Origin of the sequence: Nocardia sp. NBC_01009, from assembly GCF_045208035.1 — a bacterium.
Classification (GTDB): Bacteria; Actinomycetota; Actinomycetes; order Mycobacteriales; family Mycobacteriaceae; genus Nocardia.
In genome coordinates, this window is record NZ_CP108695.1 from 5,044,363 (window position 1) to 5,067,142 (window position 22,780).

Genomic DNA, 22,780 nt, shown 5'->3' on the forward strand with positions numbered 1-22,780 from the left:
TCATTTGACGGATTCACCAGCCCTGCCACGAACCTAGATTCGGTTGTGTCGAACAGCAATTCAGTGCATAGGAGACCCGAATGGGTGCGAATAACAAGACCGTCGTCCTGGTTCACGGAGGTTTCGTGGACGGGTCCGGATGGCGGGCGGTCTATGACGAGCTCACTCGAGACGGCATCAGCGTGCGCGTCGTGCAGAACCCGACCAAGTCGCTCGCCGACGACGCCGCAACCACACGACAGATCCTCGACGACATCGATGGCGAGGTCGTCCTCGTCGGACATTCCTACGGCGGAGCGGTCATCACCGAAGCAGGTACCCACGACAAGGTCGCCGCTCTCGTCTACGTCACGGCTTTCGCCCCCGATAAGGGCGAGTCGGTGAACACACTCATCGCCGGCTTCCCCCAAGACGGACCTCAGCCCCCGATCCTGGCACCTCAGCAGGGATACCTGTTCCTCGACAGGACGAAGTTCCGCGAATCATTTGCCGGGGATCTCTCCTCGCAGGAAGCGGCGTTCCTGGCCGATTCCCAAGTTCCGTGGGGCTTGGACGCGCTCGGCGGGACCGTGAGTGCGGCCGCCTGGCGGCTGAAGCCCAGCTGGTACCTGCGAGTCACCGAGGACAAGATGATCCCGCCCGCGGCGCAAGCCTCGATGGCCGAACGGATCGGTGCGACCGTCATCGAGACCCCGGGAAGCCATGCCGTCTATGTCTCCCGACCCGACGTGGTCGCGAACATCATCCGAACCGCAGCGGGCGTGGCCTAGCCTCGAACAGGATCGGCGGCCACCGGCCGGGTCCCCGTCCACCCGCGGCCGAGCGGCGTGGTCGGCAAGGGCATGGTCGGGGGTGAATCTCAACAGGCGGAAACCCGTGGCGAGTCGGGAATGAAGCAGTAGCGGCTGCATGTTGATCACCGCTGACCGACCCTCCTACCTGGGAAGAAGGCAGGCCATGACGTCCTCGCCGACCACTATGCGCGCCGTCCGACTCTCCGCCCCTGGTCCCATCGAGAATTTGCGGCTGACCACTCTGCCTCTCCCGCCCGAGAGGGACGGTTGGGTGCGCATCCGCGTCGAGGCGTTCGGCCTCAACCGCTCGGAGTTGAAGCTTCGGCTGGGTGTGAGCGTGGGCGTCAGTTTCCCCCGGGTGCCGGGTATCGAGGCGGCTGGCACCGTCGACGCGGCTCCGACCGGCAGCGGGCTGGCTGTTGGGCAGAAGGTTGTCGCCATGATGGGGGACATGGGGCGCACTTTCGACGGCGGCTATGCCGAATACACCTCGGTGCCGCTGTCCCAGGTCATCCCCATCGACACCGACCTGCCTTGGGAGGTGCTGGGCGCCCTGCCGGAGATGGTGCAGACCGCCTACGGCTCGCTCACCATCGGCTTGGACCTGAGGCCCGGTCAGTCCGTGCTGATCCGCGGCGGCACCTCCTCGGTGGGCCTGGCCGCCGCCGCCCTGGCGACATGGCGCGGTGCCACGGTGCTGTCCACCACCCGGCGGGCCGCCCGTCTCGCTTCGCTGAAGGAGCACGGTATCGACCATCCGCTGCTCGACACCGGCGAGGTCGCGCCCGCCGTGCGCGAGCTGTACCCGGACGGCGTCGACGCCGCCCTTGATCTCGTCGGCACGCCGACCCTGCCCGACACATTGCGCGCGGTGCGCGTGCACGGCACGGCCTGCTTCAGCGGCAGCCTGTCCAACCAGTGGACGGTGCGGGACTTCTCTCCCAACGAGTACCTGCCCAGGGGTGTGCGCCTGGCGGGCTACTTCGGCGACGCCGCCGACCTGCCTCGGGAAGCCTTCCAGGAGATCCTCGATGCGGTCGCGGGCGGCGAGCTGGCCTTCCCCGTAGACCGCGTCTACGACGGCTTGGAGCAGGTGCCGCAGGCCCACGACGACATGGAGCACGACCGCGCCACCGGCAAACTCGTCGTCCGCGTCCGGCATTAGGCCGTGTTCAGAAGCTCCGTAGCCAGATGTTGATGGCAGCGATCTGTGCGGTCGCGATGAAGCGGACGGCGAGTTTGTCGAACCTCGTTGCCACAGCACGGTTCTGTTTGAGCAGATTGATGCCGCATTCCACAGCGTGACGCTGTTTGTATGTTTGCTCGTCGAAGCTCCATGCTCGGTACCCGGCGGCTCGACTTGCAGATCCCCGTTTCCGCGCACCGGCGGCATGCTGATGCGCCCGCGAAACGGTGGAATCCACGCTCACGTCCCACGCGATCAGCCCCGCCGCGTCCGCTACCGTCTGCAACGCTGTCAACACCCGTGCCCATACCCCGCCGCGCTGCCATCGCCTGAACAACCCGTACACCGACTGCCGCGGCCCGTAACACTGCGGTACGTCCCGCCACGGAGCATCGACCCGTATCCGCGACCGAATACCGTCAACGAGCTGCCGTTTCGTCCATCTCCACGGGCGACCGGGCTTGTCGAATACAGGCAGCAACGGCTCCAGCACCGCCCACTGCTCGTCAGTCAGGTCCGCTCGCCTCGTCGCCGCTACGCTGTCCACGAGGCCTCCGGTAAGCAGGTGAATCTGGGTCGATACACCATCTACCGGAGACCTCATCACTACTCGGTCAACGACACACCAACGCCCGCAACGACTTTAATGCGCTTTTAAACACGGCCTGGTGCCGTACCTACTCAAACCAGGGCGGCGCGGCCTCGTGCGTACGCGATGAGGTTCTCTGCGTAGGCCGCCGTGTCCCGCTCCGCGAGGCATGCCCGGAATTGAATGCATGCGTCGTCGAGTTGCGGTCCTGGTCCACGGTCAGCGAGCAGGACGATGATCGCCTCCCAGGTCTCGATCCGCGGGTTCGGGTCGGCCAACAGTTCGTCGAGGTACCGGTCCGGTTCCAGTAGTCGCAGCGCCCGTCGCGCGTAGGCGTGCACGCGCCGGGGCAGCTCGGCGCGGATAGCGTCGATGTCTGCCTGCAGCGCATGCCTGCCCGGTTGTGTCGGGTCGACCTGTAGAGACCACAACTCGGTGAGGTCATCCGGTAGGCCGTGGTCGCCGATCAGGCCGGGACCGGTGGCCTGCTCGAGCGGCGTGAGCGGGAGACCCAGCTGCGCATTGCGCCAGTTACAGAATTCCCACCAGGCGGTCGGGGTAGCGCTCAGGCTCAGTCCGAATCTGAGCACCTGCTGCCCTCCGGTCCAGGTGCGCAGTGTCCGGGTGCGGCCGACCGACGCCACACCACCCGGCACGACTCGCACCCAGATAGCCTCCGAGCCGTGAAAGCCATACGGCTGCAGCAGCTTCCCTGCCTCGCGCATCAGTCGGCGCAGCGCCGAGTCCGGTCCGACCATGCCAGCAGACTAACGGCACGCACCGACACAAACGGATCAGCAAGCATCCCACCATGTTTCGCGCGGCAGCTGTGGCATCCGGATCGCCCACCTCGCGTGCGGCTGCGAGGCGAGTGTGCGCAGCTGCCCTCTCGGCTGGCCCCGAGTCCGAAGGCCCGAGCGCCCTCGATTGCCATGCGCGGATGGGTATCCGAGGGAGCCTTCGCCTCGAGCCAGGACAGACTCTTGGGACGCTCAACCGGCGCGGTTCGCGCCGGTGCTGGTGCGCCGATCACGATGACGCCGCGGTTCATTCCGACACTCGACTTGCCTAGTGAACGAGCTATCTGCGGCGATTCGGCGAGATGCCCAGTCCGAGTTATTGGGACCTCACCTTCAGGTCGAGTAAGGGGTGGGCTGACGCATGGTGCAACTAAACGGCTGGCCAGCATGGATGCTAGGCCCGTTCCGTCCGCGAATTCGGGAGCTACTCGGCCGACGGTTGCGGGTCAGCGCGCCCAGGGTGCGACGACTGGCGGCTGACCGGGAATGAGCCCCTGCCCGCCGACGGGCAGCACCACGACGGCCTCGAACGGTTCATCGCTCGGATTGGACATGGCGAATAGTTCGTGTGCGGGCACGATGAGTGCGTCTCCGGCTTCCACGGTGAGGATTTCGCCGCCTAGGGTGACGGTCATCGTGCCGGACAGCGCGATGAAGATCTCCTCGCGATCCAGGGCATGCGCCGGTGCGTCGACGCCCGGTTTGATGGTGAGTCGCCACGTGCTGTTCTCGGTGGACCCGCGGCTGGGTGCGGCCAGGCCGACGAACGCGGCGTGTTCGTTCTCGAAGCGAGGGGCGCGGTCGGCGGTGATGTGCGGCATGACTCTCCTGTGTAATCGATTGTGTGCGTTGACTATTGAGCCCAGGGCGGGCTCACTCGGTCACCGCCGGGTGCTTGGGCGTAGGCGCCCACCGGCAGGATCGCCACCGCCTCGAACGGTTCGTCGCCTGGCACGGACACGCGGAAGACGGTGTGGGCCGGGATCACCAGTGCGTCTCCGGCGCAGAAGTCGCGGGTTTCGCCGTCGATGGTGGCGCGGGCCTTGCCAGCGAGAGCGATGAAGATCTCCTCCCGCGAGACCGCGTGCTCGTGGCCGGGATTGCCTGGGTGCATGGTGAAGCGCCAGACGCTGTTCTCGGTGGAGCCGCGGCTGGGTGCGGCCAGGCCGACGGCGGTCATGAGGGGAGCTTCGAAGACGGGTGCGTCGGCGGATTTGATGAGTGGCATGCTGTGACTCCTAGCGTTAAACCGAGGTGTTCAACTATAGTGTTCAACTAGAGTTGAACATATTGTGGGAGGAGAGTCAAGGATGGATTTCGGCGTCCTGCTCGGGCAGGCATATGAGACGTTCGTCCGGGAGCTGCACACGCATATGGCCGAGCACGGCCATCGCATGCTCGGCGCCTCCTACGGTTTCGTGCTGCGCACGCTGGCCGAGAGCGCGCTCACCGCAAGCCAATTGGGGGAGCGCCTCGGGATCACCGCGCAGGGTGCGGCCAAGGTCGTCGACGAAATGGTGCGGCACGGCTACGTGGAGCGGCGCCCAGATCCGGCGGACAAACGCGCCAAACTGCTGCACCTATCGGACCGGGGTCGCGACACACTGGACGCTGTGCGGGAATTCCACGCCGAGTACGAGCGAAAGCTGGTCGCGCGGGTGGATGCAGACCAGGTCGCGACGGTGCGGTCCGTGCTGGGCGAGATCGTCAGCGCGGCAGCAGATTCCGGTGCCGAGCGAACCTTTCGGCCGCTATGATTCACCAATTGCCACAGGATTGCCCACGTCCACGGGGGTGACACCTGGGTTGGGCAATGTCTGACATCGAGGCGACTGTCGGCGGCTTCAGTTCGATGTCGCCCATTGCGAAGACGGTAGCCGGAGTGAGTCACAGTAGGCGCAGACTGGCATCGTGAGACCGCGATTTACCGCGGATCTCGTCGGATCCCAGGCAGTGACACCCCGAATTATCTAATTCGTAACCCATCTGTGTCTTGATCAACTAGCGAATCGCGACTTACGGTTTTAACCCATCGGCAAATTTCTAGCGACCAACGGAGCGCGAGGCATCCACGGGACGGCTCGGGCTCGGTAAGCAAGCTCGCCCAACCAGCGGGAGCAGGTCATGACATGTTCGAAGCTCATTGTCGCTACCGCTGGCTTCATTCTGGCCGGGGCTGGGGCACTCGATATTCTCGGCGACCAATCGGTTCCCGTCGACACCGTCCGCATAGCCACCGTCTCGAATAATGCGTCGAGCCCACCCGTGCTCGGAAATGCGCGGATCGATGTGCCACGCACGGTGAGCTGTCCGATCGAACCCGCCGCCGTCGACGACCTGAAGTAGCACAACCTCCACCGGGATGCTGCTGTGGCATAGGCTGATTCACGTGGCCGGGATTCGGCTCTATGGGCGCGGCTTGCAGGCGTTGAGTTGATCTTTCGTCAGATCGCAACGTCGGGGGAACGGAGCACGAGGCCCGAATCCGGCCATGCGATCCCGGTGCGGCGGTGCCCTCGACCGCCGCGCTGATCGAGCACGATGGACGGCGGGAAGAGACCGTCGCGGTAGAGCCCGAAGTCATCTCCGGCGCCAGCGACCCAGCGACTCGGTTGCTATCGACGAAGCCGACCTCACGGAGTTCCTTCCCCGGCGTCGGGTGTTTGTACGAGTTTATGGGAAATCGCGGAGGTGATGAACTCGGGGAGGTCGGGGGCGAAAAGTCTGAGGTAGGTGTCGATCCATTCGTGGCGAGTGTTGAGGAATGGGAAGTCGGTGGGAGCCATATGGCGTACGGCGAGGATAGGCAGGGGGGCGTCGAGTGCCGGGAATGCCTGATTGTGTAGTCCGGGGAAGGTGCAGCCCGGATAGAATTGGCCGATCATCAGCCCTTTCTCGACGAACCGGGTTTTCTGGTCCTGTTGAACAGTTTCGATATCGGCGTATTCGGTGAGATGGGGGAATACTGCCAGGACGGCTTTGAATTTGGAATCGGGTTCGTCCCGGGGTGGCAGGGCGGGAAACAGCTCGTATAGGTCGTCGACAATGGCGGTTATGCGCTCGATGTCGATATAGCGACCATCGATGAACACGACCCACAGGTATCGGCGTTCCATGGCGTGGCTGGTGTAGGGGCAGACGGGGCCGGGTCGGCCGAGTGCCGGGTGGGGTTGGCACAAGTATTCGCGGGTCCACCGGCGGAGTTCGGCAGCGTTGGGGTGCTCGGTCGCACCAGTTGCCGGGTCGAGGGCGAATAGGTTCGACGGTTCGACGCCGGTGCGTGTCCCGATGAGTCGGTAGGTGTTCACGATCGGCTTGTCCTTGCGTGGGTGGGGGTCTCCGGCGAGGGAGTATCGGTGGACCGGAAATGCTCGGCGAGGACCAGTCCGATGGCGCGGAGTGCGTCCGGGTCGGTCATCCGTTCGTGCCGGGCGGGAATGCGGTGTTCGGTGATGCGGCCGGTGATGGAGTCGTTCCATGCGAGAGCCGGAGAGGGACCGTCGTCTCTGGGGTCGGTGGCGGAGCTGAAGTAGATCAGGTCACCGTCGAAGGGGGCCGGCCGGTAGCCGCGGGTGAGGTCGATGAGCCGGGTGTAGTCGTGGTGCAGGATCACGAGATGCTCGGGGGTGAGGGCGGTGAAGAGTCCGCCTTGCCGGTGCAGCAACTCGGCCGCGGCCTCGATGGTGAGGTCGGCAGGGAGCTGGGAAACGGCGAGACCGCCGAACTCGGTAAGCAGGTCCACGATGGTGGGTGTGGGGGTGCGGATGCTACGGGCGGTGATGACGCGGGTATCCATCATCGCCAGGGTCGCGACGGCGTCGCCGTCGCGGCGGAGCTGGACGGCGATCGCGTGGGCGATAGTGCCGCCGAGCGAGTAGCCGAGCAAGTGGTAAGGGCCGTGCGGCTGGACGGATCGGATCTCCCGTACGTAGCGGGCGGCGAGTTGGTCGAGCGTGTCGAACTCGGCGGTGGGGTCGGTGAGCGTGGGGGACTGCAGGCCTTGGACCGGACGGTTGGGGTCGAGGTGCTGCACGAGTCCGCTGAAACCCCAGGCCAATCCGATGGCCGGGTGGACGCAGAACAGTGGCGGGTCGGTACCGGCGGCGCGCAGCGGGAGCACGACCGAGAGCGCGTCGCCGAGATCTTGTTCGTCGAGGCCGCGTCGGCGGGTGTCGATGCGCCGTGCCAGCGATTGCGGTGTGGGGTCGGTGAAGACCCACTGCAGCGGCACGTCGGCACCGGTCGACTCCGCCAGCCGCGCCACCAGTTGGGTGGCGGCCAGCGAGTTGCCGCCGAGGGTGAAGAAGCCATCGTCGACGCCCACGCGTTCGATGTCGAGAGTCTGGGTGAAGGCGTCGCAGACGGTCGCCTCGAGTGGGGTGGACGGCGACCTGAACCGGGAAGGTCGCCGCTCGGGTGCAGGTAGGGCTTTGTAGTCGAGTTTGCCGGTGGGTGTGAGGGGGATTCGGTCAAGGGTGAGGATGGTGGTGGGGATCATATGGGTGGGTAGTCGGGTTGCGAGGTAGGTGGTCAGTGCGATGGTGTCGGGTGTGGTGTGGGGGGTAGGGACGACGTAGGCGGTGAGTTGGTCGGCGCCGTCGGGTCGGGTGTGGACTGCCACGGCGGCGTAGGTGATATCGGGGTGGCTGCGTAGCGCGGCTTCGATGTCGCCGCGTTCGATGCGATGGCCGTGAATTTTGATTTGCAGGTCGCTGCGGCCTTTGTATTGCAGTGTTCGGTCGGCGGCCCAGGTGACCAGGTCGCCGGTGCGGTACATCCGTGTCCCGGTCGGCCCGTACGGGTCGGGGACGAATCGGGCTGCCGTGGTTGTGGGCTGCTTGTGGTAGCCGCGGGCGAGGCCTGGCCCGGACACGTACAGTTCGCCGACTGCTCCAGGTGGGACGGGGCGCAGCCTGCGGTCGAGTACGACAACGGTGAATCCCCGGGTCGGGCCGCCGATTGTCATCGGGCTGTCCGCGGTTGTGCTCATAGGAGCGTCGGCGCAGCTAGTGATTGTGGTTTCGGTAGCCCCGTAGCAGTTGACTACCGTGCGGTCCGGTATCCATTGTTTTGCCAGGTCTGGTGGGCATATCTCGCCGCCGAGCATCACAGTGCCGAGGGTGTCGAGTTCGTCGGGGGGCAGCGAGGCGAGCACCGTTGGGGTGAAGGCGGCATGGGTGACGTGTTCGGCCTTGATCGACTCGGCTAGTTCGGTGCCGGCGACTACTGGTGCAGGAGCGAGGACCAGTGTGGCGCCGGCGGCTGCGGCACTGAGCCATTCGAGGATCGAGACGTCGAAGCTTACGGCGGCGGCGGCCAGTACTCGAGCGGTCGGGGTGAGGCCGAACCGCTCCCGCGTGTCTGCGGCCAGGTTCGCAATACCGCTGTGGGTGACCACGACCCCTTTAGGGGTCCCGGTGGAGCCCGAGGTGTAGATCAGATAGGCCGGGTGTTGTGGCCGTAGCGTGGAGGTGCGGTCGGGGTCGGTGATCGCAGTCGGGGAGACCGACGCTGTCGCCGCGGCGAAGGAGGGGGCATCGAGGGCGAGCCATCTGGTGGTGTCCGGTAGCTGGTCTCGGTAGATCCCGAGTGTCAGCCCGACGGCGGCACCGGAATCGGTGACCATGCCGGTGGTCCGGGCGGGGGGATGGGTGGGGTCGATCTGGACGAACGCACCGCCGGATTTGGCGACCGCCCACACGGCTGTCACGGCGTCGATGGAGCGCGGTAATGCTATGGCTACGAACGATTCCGGCCCTATTCCTGTTTCGATCAGTACCCGCGCCCACCGGTTCGACATTTCATCGAGTTCGCGGTAGGACAGCCTTACGCCGTTGCATACCACCGCTTCTGTGTCCGGCGTCATCGCGGCCGTCAATACCTGCGGCAACACCGACATCACCGCACCGGGCCGACCGTGAACAGGTACCAGCGTGGCTCGCTCGACCGGCGATAGCAGCTGGAGCTGGGTCAGCGGGAGGTCGATGTGTTCGGCGATGGTGTCGAGCACGCGCACCATTCGATCGGCGATGGCGTCGATCTGGTGTTGTGTGAACAGTTCTGGCAGGTATTTGAAGGTCAGATGCAGTCGGGTGTCGTGGTGGACCACCAGTCCGAGCGGATAGTGCGCGGCGTCGTGTCCGTGCACGTCGAGGACACGCATTCCCGCGATGTCGGTGTCTTCGGACAGCCCGGCCCGATCGACCGGGTAGGACTCGAGGACGGTCACGGTGTCGAACATCGCGCCGGGACCGGCCACGCGTTGGATCTGCGCGAGCCCGAGGTGGTGATGGTCGAGCAGCGAGGCTTGTTCGGTTTGGATTCGCCGTAGTAGTTGGGCCAGGGTTTCGCGGTGGTCGAGCCGGACCCGCACGGGCACGGTGTTGACGAACAGCCCGATCATCGATTCGACGCCGGGGATCTGCGGGGGGCGCCCGGAGACGGTGGTGCCGAAGACCACGTCCTCGCGGGCGGTGGAAGTGGCGAGCACGATCGCCCAGGCGGCTTCGATGAGGGTGTTGAGCGTGGCCTCTTGTTGCTGGGCCACCGCGACCAGGGCCGCGGTGCGCTGTTCGCTCAGCTGCACCCGGATTTCGCGTGCGGGGATGGTGGGCCGACGGCCGCGGTCCGCGGGCGCCAGCAGAGTCGGCTCGGCTATGCCGTCGAGTGTCTGTGCCCACGCGGCTTCCGCCGCATCCTGGTCCTGGGAGTTCAGCCACATCAGGTAGTCGCGGTAGGGACGCACGGGGGGCAGCACCGTGGCATCGCTGTCGGTGGCGTAGAGGGTCAGCAGTTCCCGGATCAGCAGTGGCGTGGACCAGCCGTCTATCAGGATGTGATGCATGCTCACCAGCAGTTGGTACTGCTGGGGTGCGGTGCTGATCAGTGTCAGTCGCAGCAGTGGCGCCGCGGTCACGTCGAAGCAGGTGCGGCGGTCGGTGTCCATGAGCTGTTCGAGCGCGGCCCCAATGTCATCGCGCTCGGCCAAGTCGATCTGGGTGAAGGGCACGTCGACGTGCTGGTGCACCACCTGGACCGCTTCGCCGGCGCCGGCGCGCACAAACGCGGTCCGCAGGTTCGGGTGCCGTCCGATGAGAGTCTGCGCGGCGCGGCGCAGCCGGTCCGCGTCGACGTGCCCGCCGAGTTCCACACAGAGTTGCACGAGGTAGGCGTCGAGGGTCCCGTCGGCGAGCTGGGCGTGGAACAGCAACCCCGTTTGCAGCGGCGTGAGCGGCCATATGTCGTCCAGTGTCGAACGTTTGGTTTCGAGCCGGTCGATCGCGTCTTGGTCGAGGTCGACGAGGTCGACGTCGGAGGGGGTCAGCCCGCCGGCGCCGGGCCCGGACGCGTGGGCGGCCAGAGCGGTCACCGCGTCGCGCCACAGTCCCGCGAGGTCGGTGACCTCGGCGTAGGTGAGCAGGCCGGTCGGATACTCCCAGGCAGCCGTAAGAGTAGGCCCGTCCGATGTGTCGATGGTGACCGCGTTGATGCCGAGCAGGGCTGCGATGGGTGCGTCGGGGTTCTGGGCGCCGCCGCCGGTGTCGTCGCCGACGGGCATCCACCCGACATCGCGCAACGTTGCGGGAATGGTGTCGAACCGGCCGAGATAGTTGAAGCTCAGCTGGGGAGTGGGCAGTTCACGCAGGATGCGGGCGGTATCGGCGTTGAGGTAGCGCAGTAACCCATAGCCGATCCCACGGTTGGGGACCTGTCGGAGTTGTTCCTTGACCGACTTGAGGACCGCCGCGGCGGCAGCCCCTGCGGCGAACGCGTCGTCGATGTCGATATCGGACAGGTCGAGCCGCACCGGGTAGGTGGTCGTGAACCATCCGACGGTGCGGGTGAGGTCGGCACCGGGAAGAACCGTGTCATGGCGGCCGTGGCTTTCCAGGGTGAGCAGCGCCTCGGTGACGGTGTTGCCGTGGCGGCACTGCCATCGAGTCAGCGCCAGCGCGAGCCCGGCGATGAGGGCATCGTCTACGTTGCCGTGGAAGGCTCGGGGCAGGGTAGTGAGTACGGCGCGGGTCACCGCGGTAGGTAGCGCCACCTCGACGGTGGCGACGGTGGCTTGCACGTCCACGACCGGGTCGATCGGGCGGGTACCGATCGGCGGATCGGCAACGCCGAGCGTGGACCGCCACCAGTCGAGTTCATCGAGACGTTCGGCGGCGGCGTTCAGGGCATGCGCCCAGCGTCGCATCGAGGTGCCGACAGGCGCGAGCCGCGGCCGTTGCCCGACACTGAGCTGAGCCCATGCCGCAGCGAAATCGGGAACGAGGATCCGCCACGATACGCCGTCGATGACCAGGTGATGTGCGACGACGAGCAGCCGTCCCGGCTGTCCGTCCCAATCGAACCAGACCAGCTGGAGCATGACCCCGGCTGCAGGGTCGAGGCGTTCGGCCGCTGCATTCGCCTCAGCGTCGGCGAGCGTGGCGAAGGCGCTGCTGTCGGGGGCCGCATCCACCGGCACGCGCCGGATCAATCCGGCAGCGGGCATCGCGGTCGGTTGCACCCGCAGCGCCCAGCCCGACGTGTGCGCGGGTTCCTGGCGTAGTCGAGACCGCAGCATGTCGTGCTGATCGATAACCGCCTGGACGGTGGCACCGATTCCGGTGGCGTCGATGCCGGTCGGCAGTGTGAGCATCACCCACTGACAGAAACGGTCGAAGCCGCCGCGTTCGAACATCCAACACATGATCGGTGTCACCGGTACCAGCCCTACGCCGCCGCCGGGCAGTTCCGTCGGAAGGGAGGTCGCCGCGGCGCTGTCGTCGAGAACGGCGATCTCGGCCAGCCCGGCCACCGTTTTACGCTCGAACACCTCGCGCGTGGAGAACACCACACCCGCCGCCCTGGCCCGAGTCACCAATTGGATCGACATGATGCTGTCGCCGCCCAGGGCGAAAAACGAATCATCGAGACCGACCGTATCGATACCCAATACCTCGGCGAACAGGCTCGCGAGAGCCGTCTCCACCTCGGTGGCCGGTGCCCGGAATTCGCCGCGGCGCGTGGTGAAGTCCGGCGCGGGCAGAGCCGTGCGGTCGAGCTTGCCGTTCGCCGTCACCGGCAGCGCGTCGAGCACCACGACAGTCGCGGGCACCAGGTGCGAGGCCAATCGCTCCCCGACGAACGCGAGGACGGCGGCCGCGTCGAGGTCGGTGCCGAGCTCGGGCACCACATACCCGATCAACCGGTCGCCGATGGCAGGGTCCCGGTGCACAGTCGCTACCGCACCGGCCACACCCGGGCAGGCTCGCAGAGCCGATTCGACCTCGCCGAGCTCGACGCGGAAACCACGCACCTTGACCTGGAAATCCGACCGGCCCACATAATCGAGCGCCAGACTTCCTTCCGGTAGCCGCAGCCACCGCATCAAGTCGCCGGTCCGATACATGCGCTGCCCCGGGCCTGCGAACGGATCGGCGACGAACCGCGACGCCGTCAGATCCATCCCGTTGCGGTAACCGCGAGCCAGACCCGGGCCCGCCAGATACAACTCCCCGACGACCCCGACCGGCACCGGTCGCAGCCACGCGTCGAGCACGACCTGACCGACCCCGTGGATCGGTCCGCCGATCGTCACCGCCTCACCTGCCACCATCGGCGCACCGGCATCGGTCATGATCGTGGCCTCTGCCGGACCGTAGGTGTTGAAAAATCTCCGGCCCGGTGCCCACCGTGACACCAACTTGGATGAGGGCGCCTCGCCACCGACTACGACGGTCCCGAGGTCCTCGAGCCCGTCCGGATCGACCGTCCCCAAAGCGGCGGGCGTCAGCGCGGCATGGGTCACCTTCGTGCGCAACAGGATCTGCGCCAGCTCGCCCCCGCCGTAGATGGTCGGGGGCGCAATCACCAGCCGCCCACCCGTCCCGAACGCCCACAGGTGTTCCAGCATCGCCGCATCGAAACTCGGAGACGCGAAATGCAGCACCCGCGCGCTCGGTCCGATGTCGAACCGCGAACCCTGTTCGGCCACCAGGTTCGCCAGCCCTCGATGTGAGACCACCACGCCCTTCGGCATACCTGTCGAGCCGGATGTGTAGATCACGTACGCCGCATTGTCGACCCGCACCGGCGATGTTCGCTCTGCATCGGTCACCGGCAACGCTGGCAACCCCGCGACCTCCGCTTCGAGCACCGACTCGTCGAGGACCAACCACGGCGCCGGTCCAGGCAGCCGATCACGCCACTCCGACAGTGTGATTCCCATCGCCACACCCGAATCGGCGAGCATGTGCTCGACCCGGCTGGTCGGGTACTGCGGGTCCACCGGCACGAACGCTGCCCCCGACTTAGCCACCGCCCACAGCGCTAGCACCGAATCGACCGATCGCGGCAACCCGACCGCAACACTCGCCTCCGGCCCCACACCCCGACCGATCAGCAACCGTGCCAACCGATTCGACTCCGCATCCAGCTCGCCGTACGTCCACCGCCGTTCCCCGTACACCACCGCGACCGCCCCCGGATCCCGCTCCGCCGCGGCCGCCAGCACTTTCGGCAACACCTGCTCCGGCACAGCCGGGTCACCCGATACCGGCGTCAATTCCCGGTGTTCGGCCGGGGAGAGCAGATCCAGCCGGGCCAGCGGCAGATCCGGGTCGTCCGCAACGACGCCGATCACGCGCAGGACCCGCTGCAGGGTTGCATCCATCGTGTCCTGGTCGAAGAGTTCGGGCAGGTACTTGATTTTGAGGTGCAGCCGTGTGTCGACACGCGCAACCACTCCCAGTGGATAGTGCGCGGCGTCGGTGCCGGTCACGTCGAGCAGCCGCATGCCGCCGATGTCGGTATCGGCGGTCAACCCACCACGATCGATCGGAAAGGACTCGAACACCGTGATCGTGTCGAATACCGTCCCTGGCCCGGCCACCCGCTCGATGTCGGTCAGACCCACGTAGTGGTGATCGAGCAGCGCGGCCTGCTCCGCCTGGATCCGGTCGAGCAGCTGCCCCAAGCTCTCGGCGGGGTCGAGACGGACGCGAACCGGCAGTGTGTTGATGAACAGCCCGATCATCGATTCGATGCCCGAGATCTGCGGGGGCCGTCCGGACACCGTAGCGCCGAATGTCACGTCCTCCCGGGATGTCAACGCGCCCAACACGATCGCCCATGCCATTTGGATCACGGTGTTGAGGGTGATTCCACGGGCCCGCGCGAGGCCGGTCAGCGACGCGGTCTGTTCCTCGGTCAGTTCGCCGAGCACATCCCGTGATTCGGTATACGGGCGGCTGGGATCGGCCGGAGCCACCAGGGTCGGCCCGTCGGCGCCGTCGAACGCGCGGGCCCAAGCATCGAGTGACGCAGCCTGGTCCCGCCCTACGATCCACGCCAGGAAGTCCCGGTAGGGACGTGTACGCGGCAGTATCGCGGCGTCGCCGTCGGTGGCATAGAGGATCAGAAACTCTTTCAGGAGCAGCGGCGTCGACCAGCCGTCGAGCAGCAGGTGATGATTGGTCAGCACGAGCCGGTAGTGCTCCGGCCCCGTGGTGACCAGCATCCACCGGAGCAGCGGGGCGCGACCTGGGTCGAACCGGGTCGCCCGGTCCGCGGCCATCAGTCGATCCCACTTGCGATTCCGTGCACCGTCATCCAGCCCGGACAGGTCGAGCTGCGACCATGACGCCTCGACGTCTTCATTGACCACCTGCACCGGTCCGGCGGCGGTGTCGGTGACGAATGCGGTGCGCAGATTCGCATGCCGGTCGAGCAGCATCTGCCCGGCTCGACGCAGCCGCTCCGGATCGACCTGCCCACGCAACTCGAGGACCAACTGCACCAAGTAGGCGTCCATCGACTCCTCGGACACCAGCGCATGGAACAACAACCCCTCCTGCAACGGAGTCAATGGCCAGATGTCGCTCAACGCCGGATAGCTGTCTTCGAGTCGCTGGATCTCGGACTGCCCGAGCCGGACCAGTTCCAGATCCGACGGGAGGGAGGCCGCCGCGGCGCTGTCGTCGAGAACGGCGATCTCGGCCAGCCCGGCCACCGTTTTACGCTCGAACACCTCGCGCGCCGAGAACACCACACCCGTCGCCCTGGCCCGAGTCACCAACTGGATCGACATGATGCTGTCACCGCCGAGCGCGAAGAACGAATCGTCGAGGCCGACCCTGTCGATACCCAATACATTGGTGAAGGATTCGGCGATCGTGCGCTCGATCGGTGTCTCGGGTGCTCGGAATGCCTTCGTGCCGTGGAATACCGGATCCGGTAGCGCCGTGCGGTCCAGTTTGCCCACCGGTGTCAACGGGATGCGGTCCAGCACCATGATCGAGGACGGGACCATGGAGGAGGGCAACCGTCTGGTGAGATGTTCGGTCAGGATCGAGGTATCGATCGAGTGACCTTGTGCGGCAAGGACATACGAAACCAGCGACTCGGCTCCGGATTCGTTGTGGTGGCCGATGGTGGTGGCGAAACCGACGGTCTCGTGGGTGGTGAGGGTTGCGTCGATCTCTCCGAGTTCGATGCGGAGACCACGAATCTTCACCTGGAAGTCGGATCGGCCGAGATGTTGGATCGATCCGTCGGGTGTCCATCGGACCACGTCCCCGGTGCGGTACATGCGTTCGCCGGGCATCCAGGGACACGCGACGAAACGTTCGGCCGTCAAGCCCGCCCGGCGATGGTATCCGCGGGCCAGTAGCGCGCCCGCGATATACAACTCACCCGCCACACCACGAGGCACGGGTTGCAACCGCTGATCCAATACCCATTCCGAGACACCGCGAATCGGGCCACCGATCGTGACCAACTCACCCGCCACCAATGGAGCGCTCTGGTTTGTCGTGATCGTGGTCTCGGTGGGCCCGTACTCGTTGAGCATGTCGCGGCCGCCGCCGCTCCAGCGCTCGACCAACTCGGTGCCATAGCCCTCGCCGCCGACCAGTAGGTACCTCAAATCTGGTAGTGGCCAACGGGTCTGGTCGATGGTGGACAACGCGGAAGGTGTGATGAGGACGTGGCTGACATGCTCGCGGTCGAGTAGTTCGGCGAGTTCGTCGCCGCCGTAGATGTCGCTGGGTGTGATGACCATGGTCGCGCCCGTGTATGTCGCCATCAGCATTTCCAGTACCGATACATCGAAGCTTGGTGAAGCCAAATGCAGAATACGAGAATCCGTTTCGACGCTCATGGCGTCTTTGTGCTGGGTTGCGCAGTTGCTGAGTGCGTAGTGGGTGACCGCGACGCCTTTGGGTAGTCCGGTCGATCCTGAGGTGTAGATGACGTAGGCGATGTCGTCGACACGCAACGGACGTATTCGGTCACTGTCGGTGACGGGACGGTCCTCGGCCTCGTCGAGATTGTCGGGTGTCAACCAGTCGATGTCATCGGGCAATTGTGTTCGCACAGAGGGAACGGTCAGGCCGATGGCCGCGTTCGAATCGGTCAGCATGTGGGTGATGCGTTCGAGGGGGTAGGTCGGATCGATCGGGAGGAACGCGGCTCCCGATTTGGCGACTGCCCATACCGCGAGTACAGAATCGGGGGAGCGTGGAATACCTATCGCGACAAGATCTTCCGGGCCGATACCCCTCTGGATGAGTAGACGAGCCAATCTATTCGAACGCTCGTCCAGTTCCCGATAGCTCAGTTGCTGCCCGTCGAACACGATCGCTGTGGCGTCGGGATCCCGTGCGGCTGCTGTGGTCAGTAGGTCAGCCAGTGTGGTGGGCGCTGTTGGGGGTGCACCAGATCGTGCCAGCAGGCCAGCACGTTCAGCGGGCTCGAGCACCTCGATCATCCCGACCGGAATCGTGGGATCGGCGGCCACCGACTCGAGTATTCGGATCCACCGATGCATAAGTGAGTTGATTGTCGCGGCGTCGAAGAGATCCGTGGCATAGGTGATCGCTGCTGTCATCTGGCCGCTGTCAGGATTGTTCGACAGCACGACCTGCAGGTCGAAACGGGACACTTTGTTGGGTAGGTCGATCATCGACACGTCGAGGCCGGGCAGTTCGAGCTTCACCGGTTCCAGGTTCTGGAATGCCAGCATCACCTGGAACAACGGATGTCGGGATTGGGACCGTTGCGGAGCGAGTTGATCCACGAGCTGTTCGAACGGAACATCGGCATGGCCGAAGGCATCGAGATCGACCTGTCTGACCCGGCCGAGGAGGTCGGTGAACGATTCATCGAGATCGATTTCGGTCCGCAACACCAAAGTGTTGACGAACATGCCGATCACGTCGTCGAGTTCGGCCGCGCCGCGCCCGGCGATCGGTGTGCCGATCGAAATGTCGGTCATACCACTCAATCTGGCAAGCAGGGTCGCCAGCGTGCTGTGGATCACCATGAACAATGACGAACTCTGTTGCCGCGCTAACCTTTCCAATACCTGCACCAACTCGGCATCCAACGTGTAGTCGATGGTGGCCCCCTGATTCGACGCCACCACCGGCCGCGACCTGTCAGCCGGCAGACAAAGTTCCTCGGCAACTCCGTCCAGAGTTTCAGTCCAGTATCGGATCTGCTGGGCGCACAGCGATTCCGGATCGTCGGGCGGGCCGAGGGTAGCTCGTTGCCACAGTGCGTAGTCGGCGTACTGAACCGGAAGCGGTGTCCACGAAGGGACTTCTCCGCGGATCCGTGCGATGTACGCGGTCGTCACGTCGCGGGCCAGCGGTTTCATGGAGAAACCGTCCGCGGCGATGTGGTGCACCACGACGGCCAATACGTATTCGGGCTCCTCGCCACCGGCAACGCGGAACAATCGGGCACGCACGGGCGCCCGGATACTCACATCGAAGCCTTCGGTGACGAATTCGGTTACCGTTGCGTCCAGTTGGCTCGGCGGAACCGATGTCAGGGCCAGCTCGGGGTCCACCTCGTCGGCGGGTTCGATCAGCTGGATCAGCATTCCGTCGTGGTCCGGGTACCGCGTCCGCAAAGACTCGTGTCTGCGCAGCACGTCGACCACGGCCGATCGCAGGGCGTCGACGCTCAACTCGCCCCGCAACCGAATGGCGATCGGAACATTGTATGCCCCCGATCTGGTGTCGTACTGGTTGAAGAACCACATCCGTTGTTGGGCTGGTGCCAACGGCACAAGATCGGGGCGCGGCCCGGCAATCAGTGGTGGGCGTTGTCGCCCCGTGCCGGAATGCTGCTCTATGCGGGTCGCGAGCGCCGCTACCGTGGACGCCTCGAACAACAATCGCACCGGAATCTCGGTATGCAGCGCTGCCCCGAGTCGTGCGGCAACCCGGGTCGCGATCATGCTGTCGCCGCCGAGGGCGAAGAACGAATCGTCGAGGCCGATGGTGTCGATTTTCAATACCTCGGCAAAGGATTTGGCGATCGTGTGTTCGGTGGGTGTTTGGGGTGCTCGGAACGGTGTGGTGTCGGTGAATTCGGGATCTGGTAGTGCCTTGCGGTCCAGTTTCCCGACCGGTGTCAACGGGATCCGGTCGAGCACCATGATGGAGGACGGGATCATGTAGGACGGCAGCCGGTTGGCGAGGTGTTCGGTGAGGGTCGTGGTGTCGATCGAGTGGCCTTGTGCGGCAAGGACATACGAGACAAGTGTCTGGGTGCCGGATTCGTAGTGGTGGCCGATGGTGGTGGCGAAGCCGACGCTTTCGTGGGTGATGAGGGTTGCGTCGATCTCTCCGAGTTCGATGCGGAGACCACGAATCTTTACCTGGAAGTCGGATCGGCCGAGATGTTGGATCGATCCGTTGGTTGTCCATCGGACCACGTCCCCGGTGCGGTACATGCGTTCGCCGGGCATCCAGGGGCACGCTATGAATCGTTGAGCTGTCAGGCTTGCCCGGTGCTGGTATCCGCGGGCCAGGAGTGTGCCCGCGATGTACAGTTCGCCTGCCACACCGGCTGGTACGGGTTGTAGTCGTTGGTCCAATATCCATTCCGAGACACCGCGAATCGGGCCGCCGATCGTGACCAACTCACCCGCCACCAACGGGGATGTCAGCGTCGCGGCAATGGTGGCCTCGGTCGGGCCGTACTCGTTGAATATGCTCCGGCCGCCGCTCCAGCGCTCGACCAACTCGGAGCCATAGCCCTCGCCACCGACCAGCAGGTACCTCAAGTCCGGTAGTGGCCAACGGGTCTGGTCGATGGTGGACAACGCGGAAGGTGTGATGAGGACGTGGCTGACATGCTCGCGGTCGAGTAGTTCGGCGAGTTCGTCCCCGCCGTAGATGTCGCTGGGTGCGATGACCATGGTCGCGCCCGCGCACAACGCCAACAGCAATTCAAGTACCGACACATCGAAGCTGGGTGACGCCAAATGCAGGATACGAGAACGTGGTTCGATGCTCATCGCATCTTGGTGCTCGGTGGCGCAGTTGCAGAGTCCGCGGTGGGTGACCGCGACACCTTTGGGTAGTCCGGTCGATCCTGAGGTGTAGATGACGTAGGCGATATCGTCGACACGCAACGGACGTACCCGGTCACTGTCGGAGACGGGTCGGCTCGCGGCCGCGTCGAGATTGTGCGGTCGCAGTGGGCGTACCCGGTTATCGTCGGTGACGGGGCGGTTCTCGGTCTCATCGAGGTGCTCAGCTGTTAACCAATCGATGTCGTCGGGTAGCCGCGCGCGCGCCGACGCCACCGTCAAACCGATGGCCGCTTTCGAATCGGTCAGCATGTGGGTGATGCGTTCGAGGGGGTAGGTCGGGTCGATCGGGAGGAACGCGGCTCCCGACTTGGCGACCGCCCATACCGCGAACACGGACTCCGGTGAACGTGGAATACCTATCGCAACAACATCTTCCGGGCCGACTCCTCGTTGGATGAGTAGCCGGGCCAATCGGTTGGAACGTTCGTCCAGCTCCCGATAGCTCAGTTGCCGCCCATCGGAATAGATCGCGGTGGCGTCGGGATCCCGTGCGGCAGCTGTGGTCAACAGGGTGGCCAGTGTGGTGGGCGCTTTTGTGGGTGGTGCGCCTGAACGTGCCAGCAGATCGGCTCGTTCGGCGGGCTCGAGTACCTCGATCATCCCGACCGGAATCGTGGGATCGGTGGCTGCCGACTCGAGTATCCGGAACCACCTGTGTGCGAGAGCGTCGATTGTCTGTGCGTCGAATAGATCTGTGGCGTAGGTGATCACTACTGCCATCTCGCCGCTGTCATGCTTGTCGGACAACAGGACCTGCAGATCGAAGCGGGACAGGCCCGGCGGTTCGAGCTTCGCTTGTTCCAGATTGTGGAATGCCAACATCACCTGGAAGAGCGGGTGTCGGGATCGGGACCGTTGCGAGGCGAGTTGGTCGACGAGTTGTTCGAATGGAATGTCGGCGTGGCCGAAGGCATCCAGATCGACCTGTTTGATCCGGCAGAGTAGGTCGGTGAACGATTCGGCGAGATCGACTTCGGTCCTCAATACCAGTGTGTTGACGAACATGCCGACCGCGTCGTCGAGTTCGGCTGCGTCGCGCCCGGCGATCGGTGTGCCGATCGGAATGTCGGTGGTGCCACTCAGCCGGGCGAGCAGGACCGCGAGCGTGCTGTGAACCACCATGAACAGTGACGAATTCTGTTGCCGCGCGAGCATTTCCAATGCCTGCATCAACGCGGCATCCAACGTGTAGTCGATGGTGGCGCCCCGATTCGTCGCCACCACCGGCCGCGACCTGTCAGTCGGCAGAGAAAGCTCCGTGGGAAGGTCCGCAAGCGTGGCACGCCAGAACGCCAGGTTCTCGCGACGGCGCCGTATCCCGGCGCCATGGCGGGCGCTGTCGGGGTGGACCTGCCCTAGATCAGTGTCCGGTGCGGCCGCGGCGAACGCGTCGAGGAATTGCACGAATCTGGTGTAATGCGCCGACAGTTCGGGGCCGGTATACAGGTTGGGATTGGCCAAAAAATGGAGGATTGTCTGTGGCGGGTCTCCGGTTTGATACAGGTCGACCAGCAAATCGTCGACCGGTCCGGAGCTGAGGATATGGAATTCCGCGGTCATCGGCCCGAGCCGGAGCTCCTGGGGGAAATACATGACATTCACCATCGGGCCTGCGAACCGCCGCTGTCCGCTGTATCCCCCGGCGGCGCGAATGTCGGTGAGGCCGCACCGCTGGTGCCGCAGCGCTCCGATCAGATCGGACTGCACCCGCCGCACCAGCGTCGCGACCGTGTCCTGCGCACCGAGCACGATCGGAAGCGGCACAAGGTTGACGAAGACTCCCCCGGACCGCCGCAGTACCGCGGTTGTGCGACCCGATACGGGAATATTGACCAGGACCTCGTCCCGGCCGGTCATACGGGCCAGATAACTTCCGAACGCGGCGATCACCACCGCGGCCGGCGTCGCATCCAGCACTTTCGCGGACTGATCGATCCGCCCCACCGTCGCGGTGGGCAGTTCGGCTGTAGCCACCACACTGTCCGCGCGCGCGGGTGCGTACCCGTCCGCCAGGCTGGACTCGTCCTCGACATCGGCGAGTCTGTCCACCCAATAGGCTTGGTCGCTGGTGAACCGCTTCGACTCTCGGTAGCTGCGGTCGGCCTCGTAGAGGGTACGCAGGTCCGCCGCCCGGTACGGCTCTGCTGTCTGGCCCTGCACCGCCGCCGTGTACAGCGCCGCGACCCGGTTCATCATCATCATCGCGGCATAGCCGTCCAATGCGACGTGGTGAATCCTGCAGTACCACAGGAAATGCCGATCCCCGACCTGCACGACCACCCATGAGAGCAACCGGTCGCGGGTCATATCCAAAGGTGCGGTGTATTCCTGGCGCATCCACTGCAATCCCGCCGCCATGGGGTCCGGTTCACCACGCATATCGATGAGCGGCCCCGTCGAATCCAGCGACGGATCGAACAACTGATACGGCTCACCATCGACCTCGACCAGCCGCAGATACCCGGACTGGAATTCGAGGCCTGCTTGAATCGACGTCTTACGCAATACCTCGAGATCCAGATCCCCATGGAACTCGAGATACTGCGCCTCGCATATCGGCACATCCGGGCTCAACTGTTGCGCCAGCCACAGCCCCCGCTGCCCCGCAGACAGCGGCACCAGCTGAGTGACCGACGCGTTCGGCTCGGAGTCCCCAGCCGATTCCGGGTCGGGCGGGAACTGCGGTCGCGGAACGGTCATCACTTGCCTCCAGACCCGACCGCGCCCAGTATAAGCCGACTGATTGGTATGCGTAAGCCCCCGAGGGCCCGCGATCCGCCGCCGCGAAATAGTGTCTGAAATTTCGAAATTTGACATGCGCGCGCTGCGATTTCTCGGCGGAGATCGTTGAGACATATCGGGCCCGAATGGCGAACTCGGTCGACTCGTAGACATCCGCCCCACTCGATACTTCAATGCACTTATGTGGACACCCGAATGTGGATTACCTTGACTGCGAGCGATCGATCGTCGGCCCGTCGTTATTGATGACCCTGGCCAACAGCGGCGAGTTTGATAGCTGTCTTGACC

Annotated in this window: 10 protein-coding genes; 4 read left to right on the forward strand and 6 right to left on the reverse strand. The window is 65.0% G+C overall.

Annotated elements, in window-relative coordinates:
- Positions 1 to 80: 80 nt before the first annotated feature.
- Both OHA42_RS22540 and OHA42_RS22545 read left to right on the forward strand, forming a co-directional pair.
- The gene (locus OHA42_RS22540; RefSeq protein ID WP_406229849.1) at positions 81 to 770 is read left to right on the forward strand and encodes an alpha/beta fold hydrolase; all 690 of its coding nucleotides are present in this window, start codon (positions 81 to 83) and stop codon (positions 768 to 770) included.
- Positions 771 to 957: 187 nt separating this feature from the next.
- Positions 958 to 1,959 carry a zinc-binding dehydrogenase gene (locus OHA42_RS22545; protein ID WP_406229850.1) on the forward strand — a complete coding sequence of 334 codons (1,002 nt, stop codon included), beginning with the start codon at positions 958 to 960 and terminating at the stop codon, positions 1,957 to 1,959.
- Between the two features lie 7 nt (positions 1,960 to 1,966).
- Here the strand turns inward: OHA42_RS22545 and OHA42_RS22550 are convergent, their stop codons facing one another.
- The 4 genes from OHA42_RS22550 to OHA42_RS22565 form a co-directional block, all read right to left on the reverse strand.
- A complete protein-coding gene (locus tag OHA42_RS22550) occupies positions 1,967 to 2,584 on the reverse strand; it encodes a transposase (protein ID WP_406229851.1) in 618 nt (205 codons plus the stop codon).
- A gap of 77 nt (positions 2,585 to 2,661) precedes the next feature.
- Entirely contained in the window at positions 2,662 to 3,327 is a 666-nt protein-coding gene (locus OHA42_RS22555; RefSeq protein WP_406229852.1) for a hypothetical protein, read from the reverse strand.
- A gap of 488 nt (positions 3,328 to 3,815) precedes the next feature.
- The gene (locus OHA42_RS22560) at positions 3,816 to 4,190 is read right to left on the reverse strand and encodes a cupin domain-containing protein (RefSeq protein WP_406229853.1); all 375 of its coding nucleotides are present in this window, start codon (positions 4,188 to 4,190) and stop codon (positions 3,816 to 3,818) included.
- A 32-nt stretch (positions 4,191 to 4,222) separates the two neighbouring features.
- Positions 4,223 to 4,597: a cupin domain-containing protein gene (locus OHA42_RS22565; protein ID WP_406229854.1), complete on the reverse strand. Its 375-nt coding sequence runs from the start codon at positions 4,595 to 4,597 to the stop codon at positions 4,223 to 4,225.
- Between the two features lie 82 nt (positions 4,598 to 4,679).
- Between OHA42_RS22565 and OHA42_RS22570 the strand changes: the two genes are divergently transcribed.
- On the forward strand, positions 4,680 to 5,126 hold the full coding sequence (locus tag OHA42_RS22570) for a MarR family winged helix-turn-helix transcriptional regulator (protein WP_406229855.1): 447 nt from the start codon (positions 4,680 to 4,682) through the stop codon (positions 5,124 to 5,126).
- 367 nt (positions 5,127 to 5,493) lie between these two features.
- Positions 5,494 to 5,715: a hypothetical protein gene (locus tag OHA42_RS22575; protein ID WP_406229856.1), complete on the forward strand. Its 222-nt coding sequence runs from the start codon at positions 5,494 to 5,496 to the stop codon at positions 5,713 to 5,715.
- A 287-nt stretch (positions 5,716 to 6,002) separates the two neighbouring features.
- On the opposite strand, the gene OHA42_RS22580 is transcribed toward OHA42_RS22575, so the two are convergent.
- Together OHA42_RS22580 and OHA42_RS22585 are read right to left on the reverse strand one after the other, a co-directional pair.
- Positions 6,003 to 6,677, reverse strand: coding sequence for a DUF6875 domain-containing protein (locus tag OHA42_RS22580; RefSeq protein WP_406229857.1), 675 nt, complete (start codon positions 6,675 to 6,677; stop codon positions 6,003 to 6,005).
- Entirely contained in the window at positions 6,674 to 22,450 is a 15,777-nt protein-coding gene (locus tag OHA42_RS22585) for an amino acid adenylation domain-containing protein (RefSeq protein WP_406229858.1), read from the reverse strand. The genes OHA42_RS22580 and OHA42_RS22585 overlap by 4 nt, the downstream gene beginning before the upstream one ends.
- Between the last annotated feature and the right edge of the window lie 330 nt (positions 22,451 to 22,780).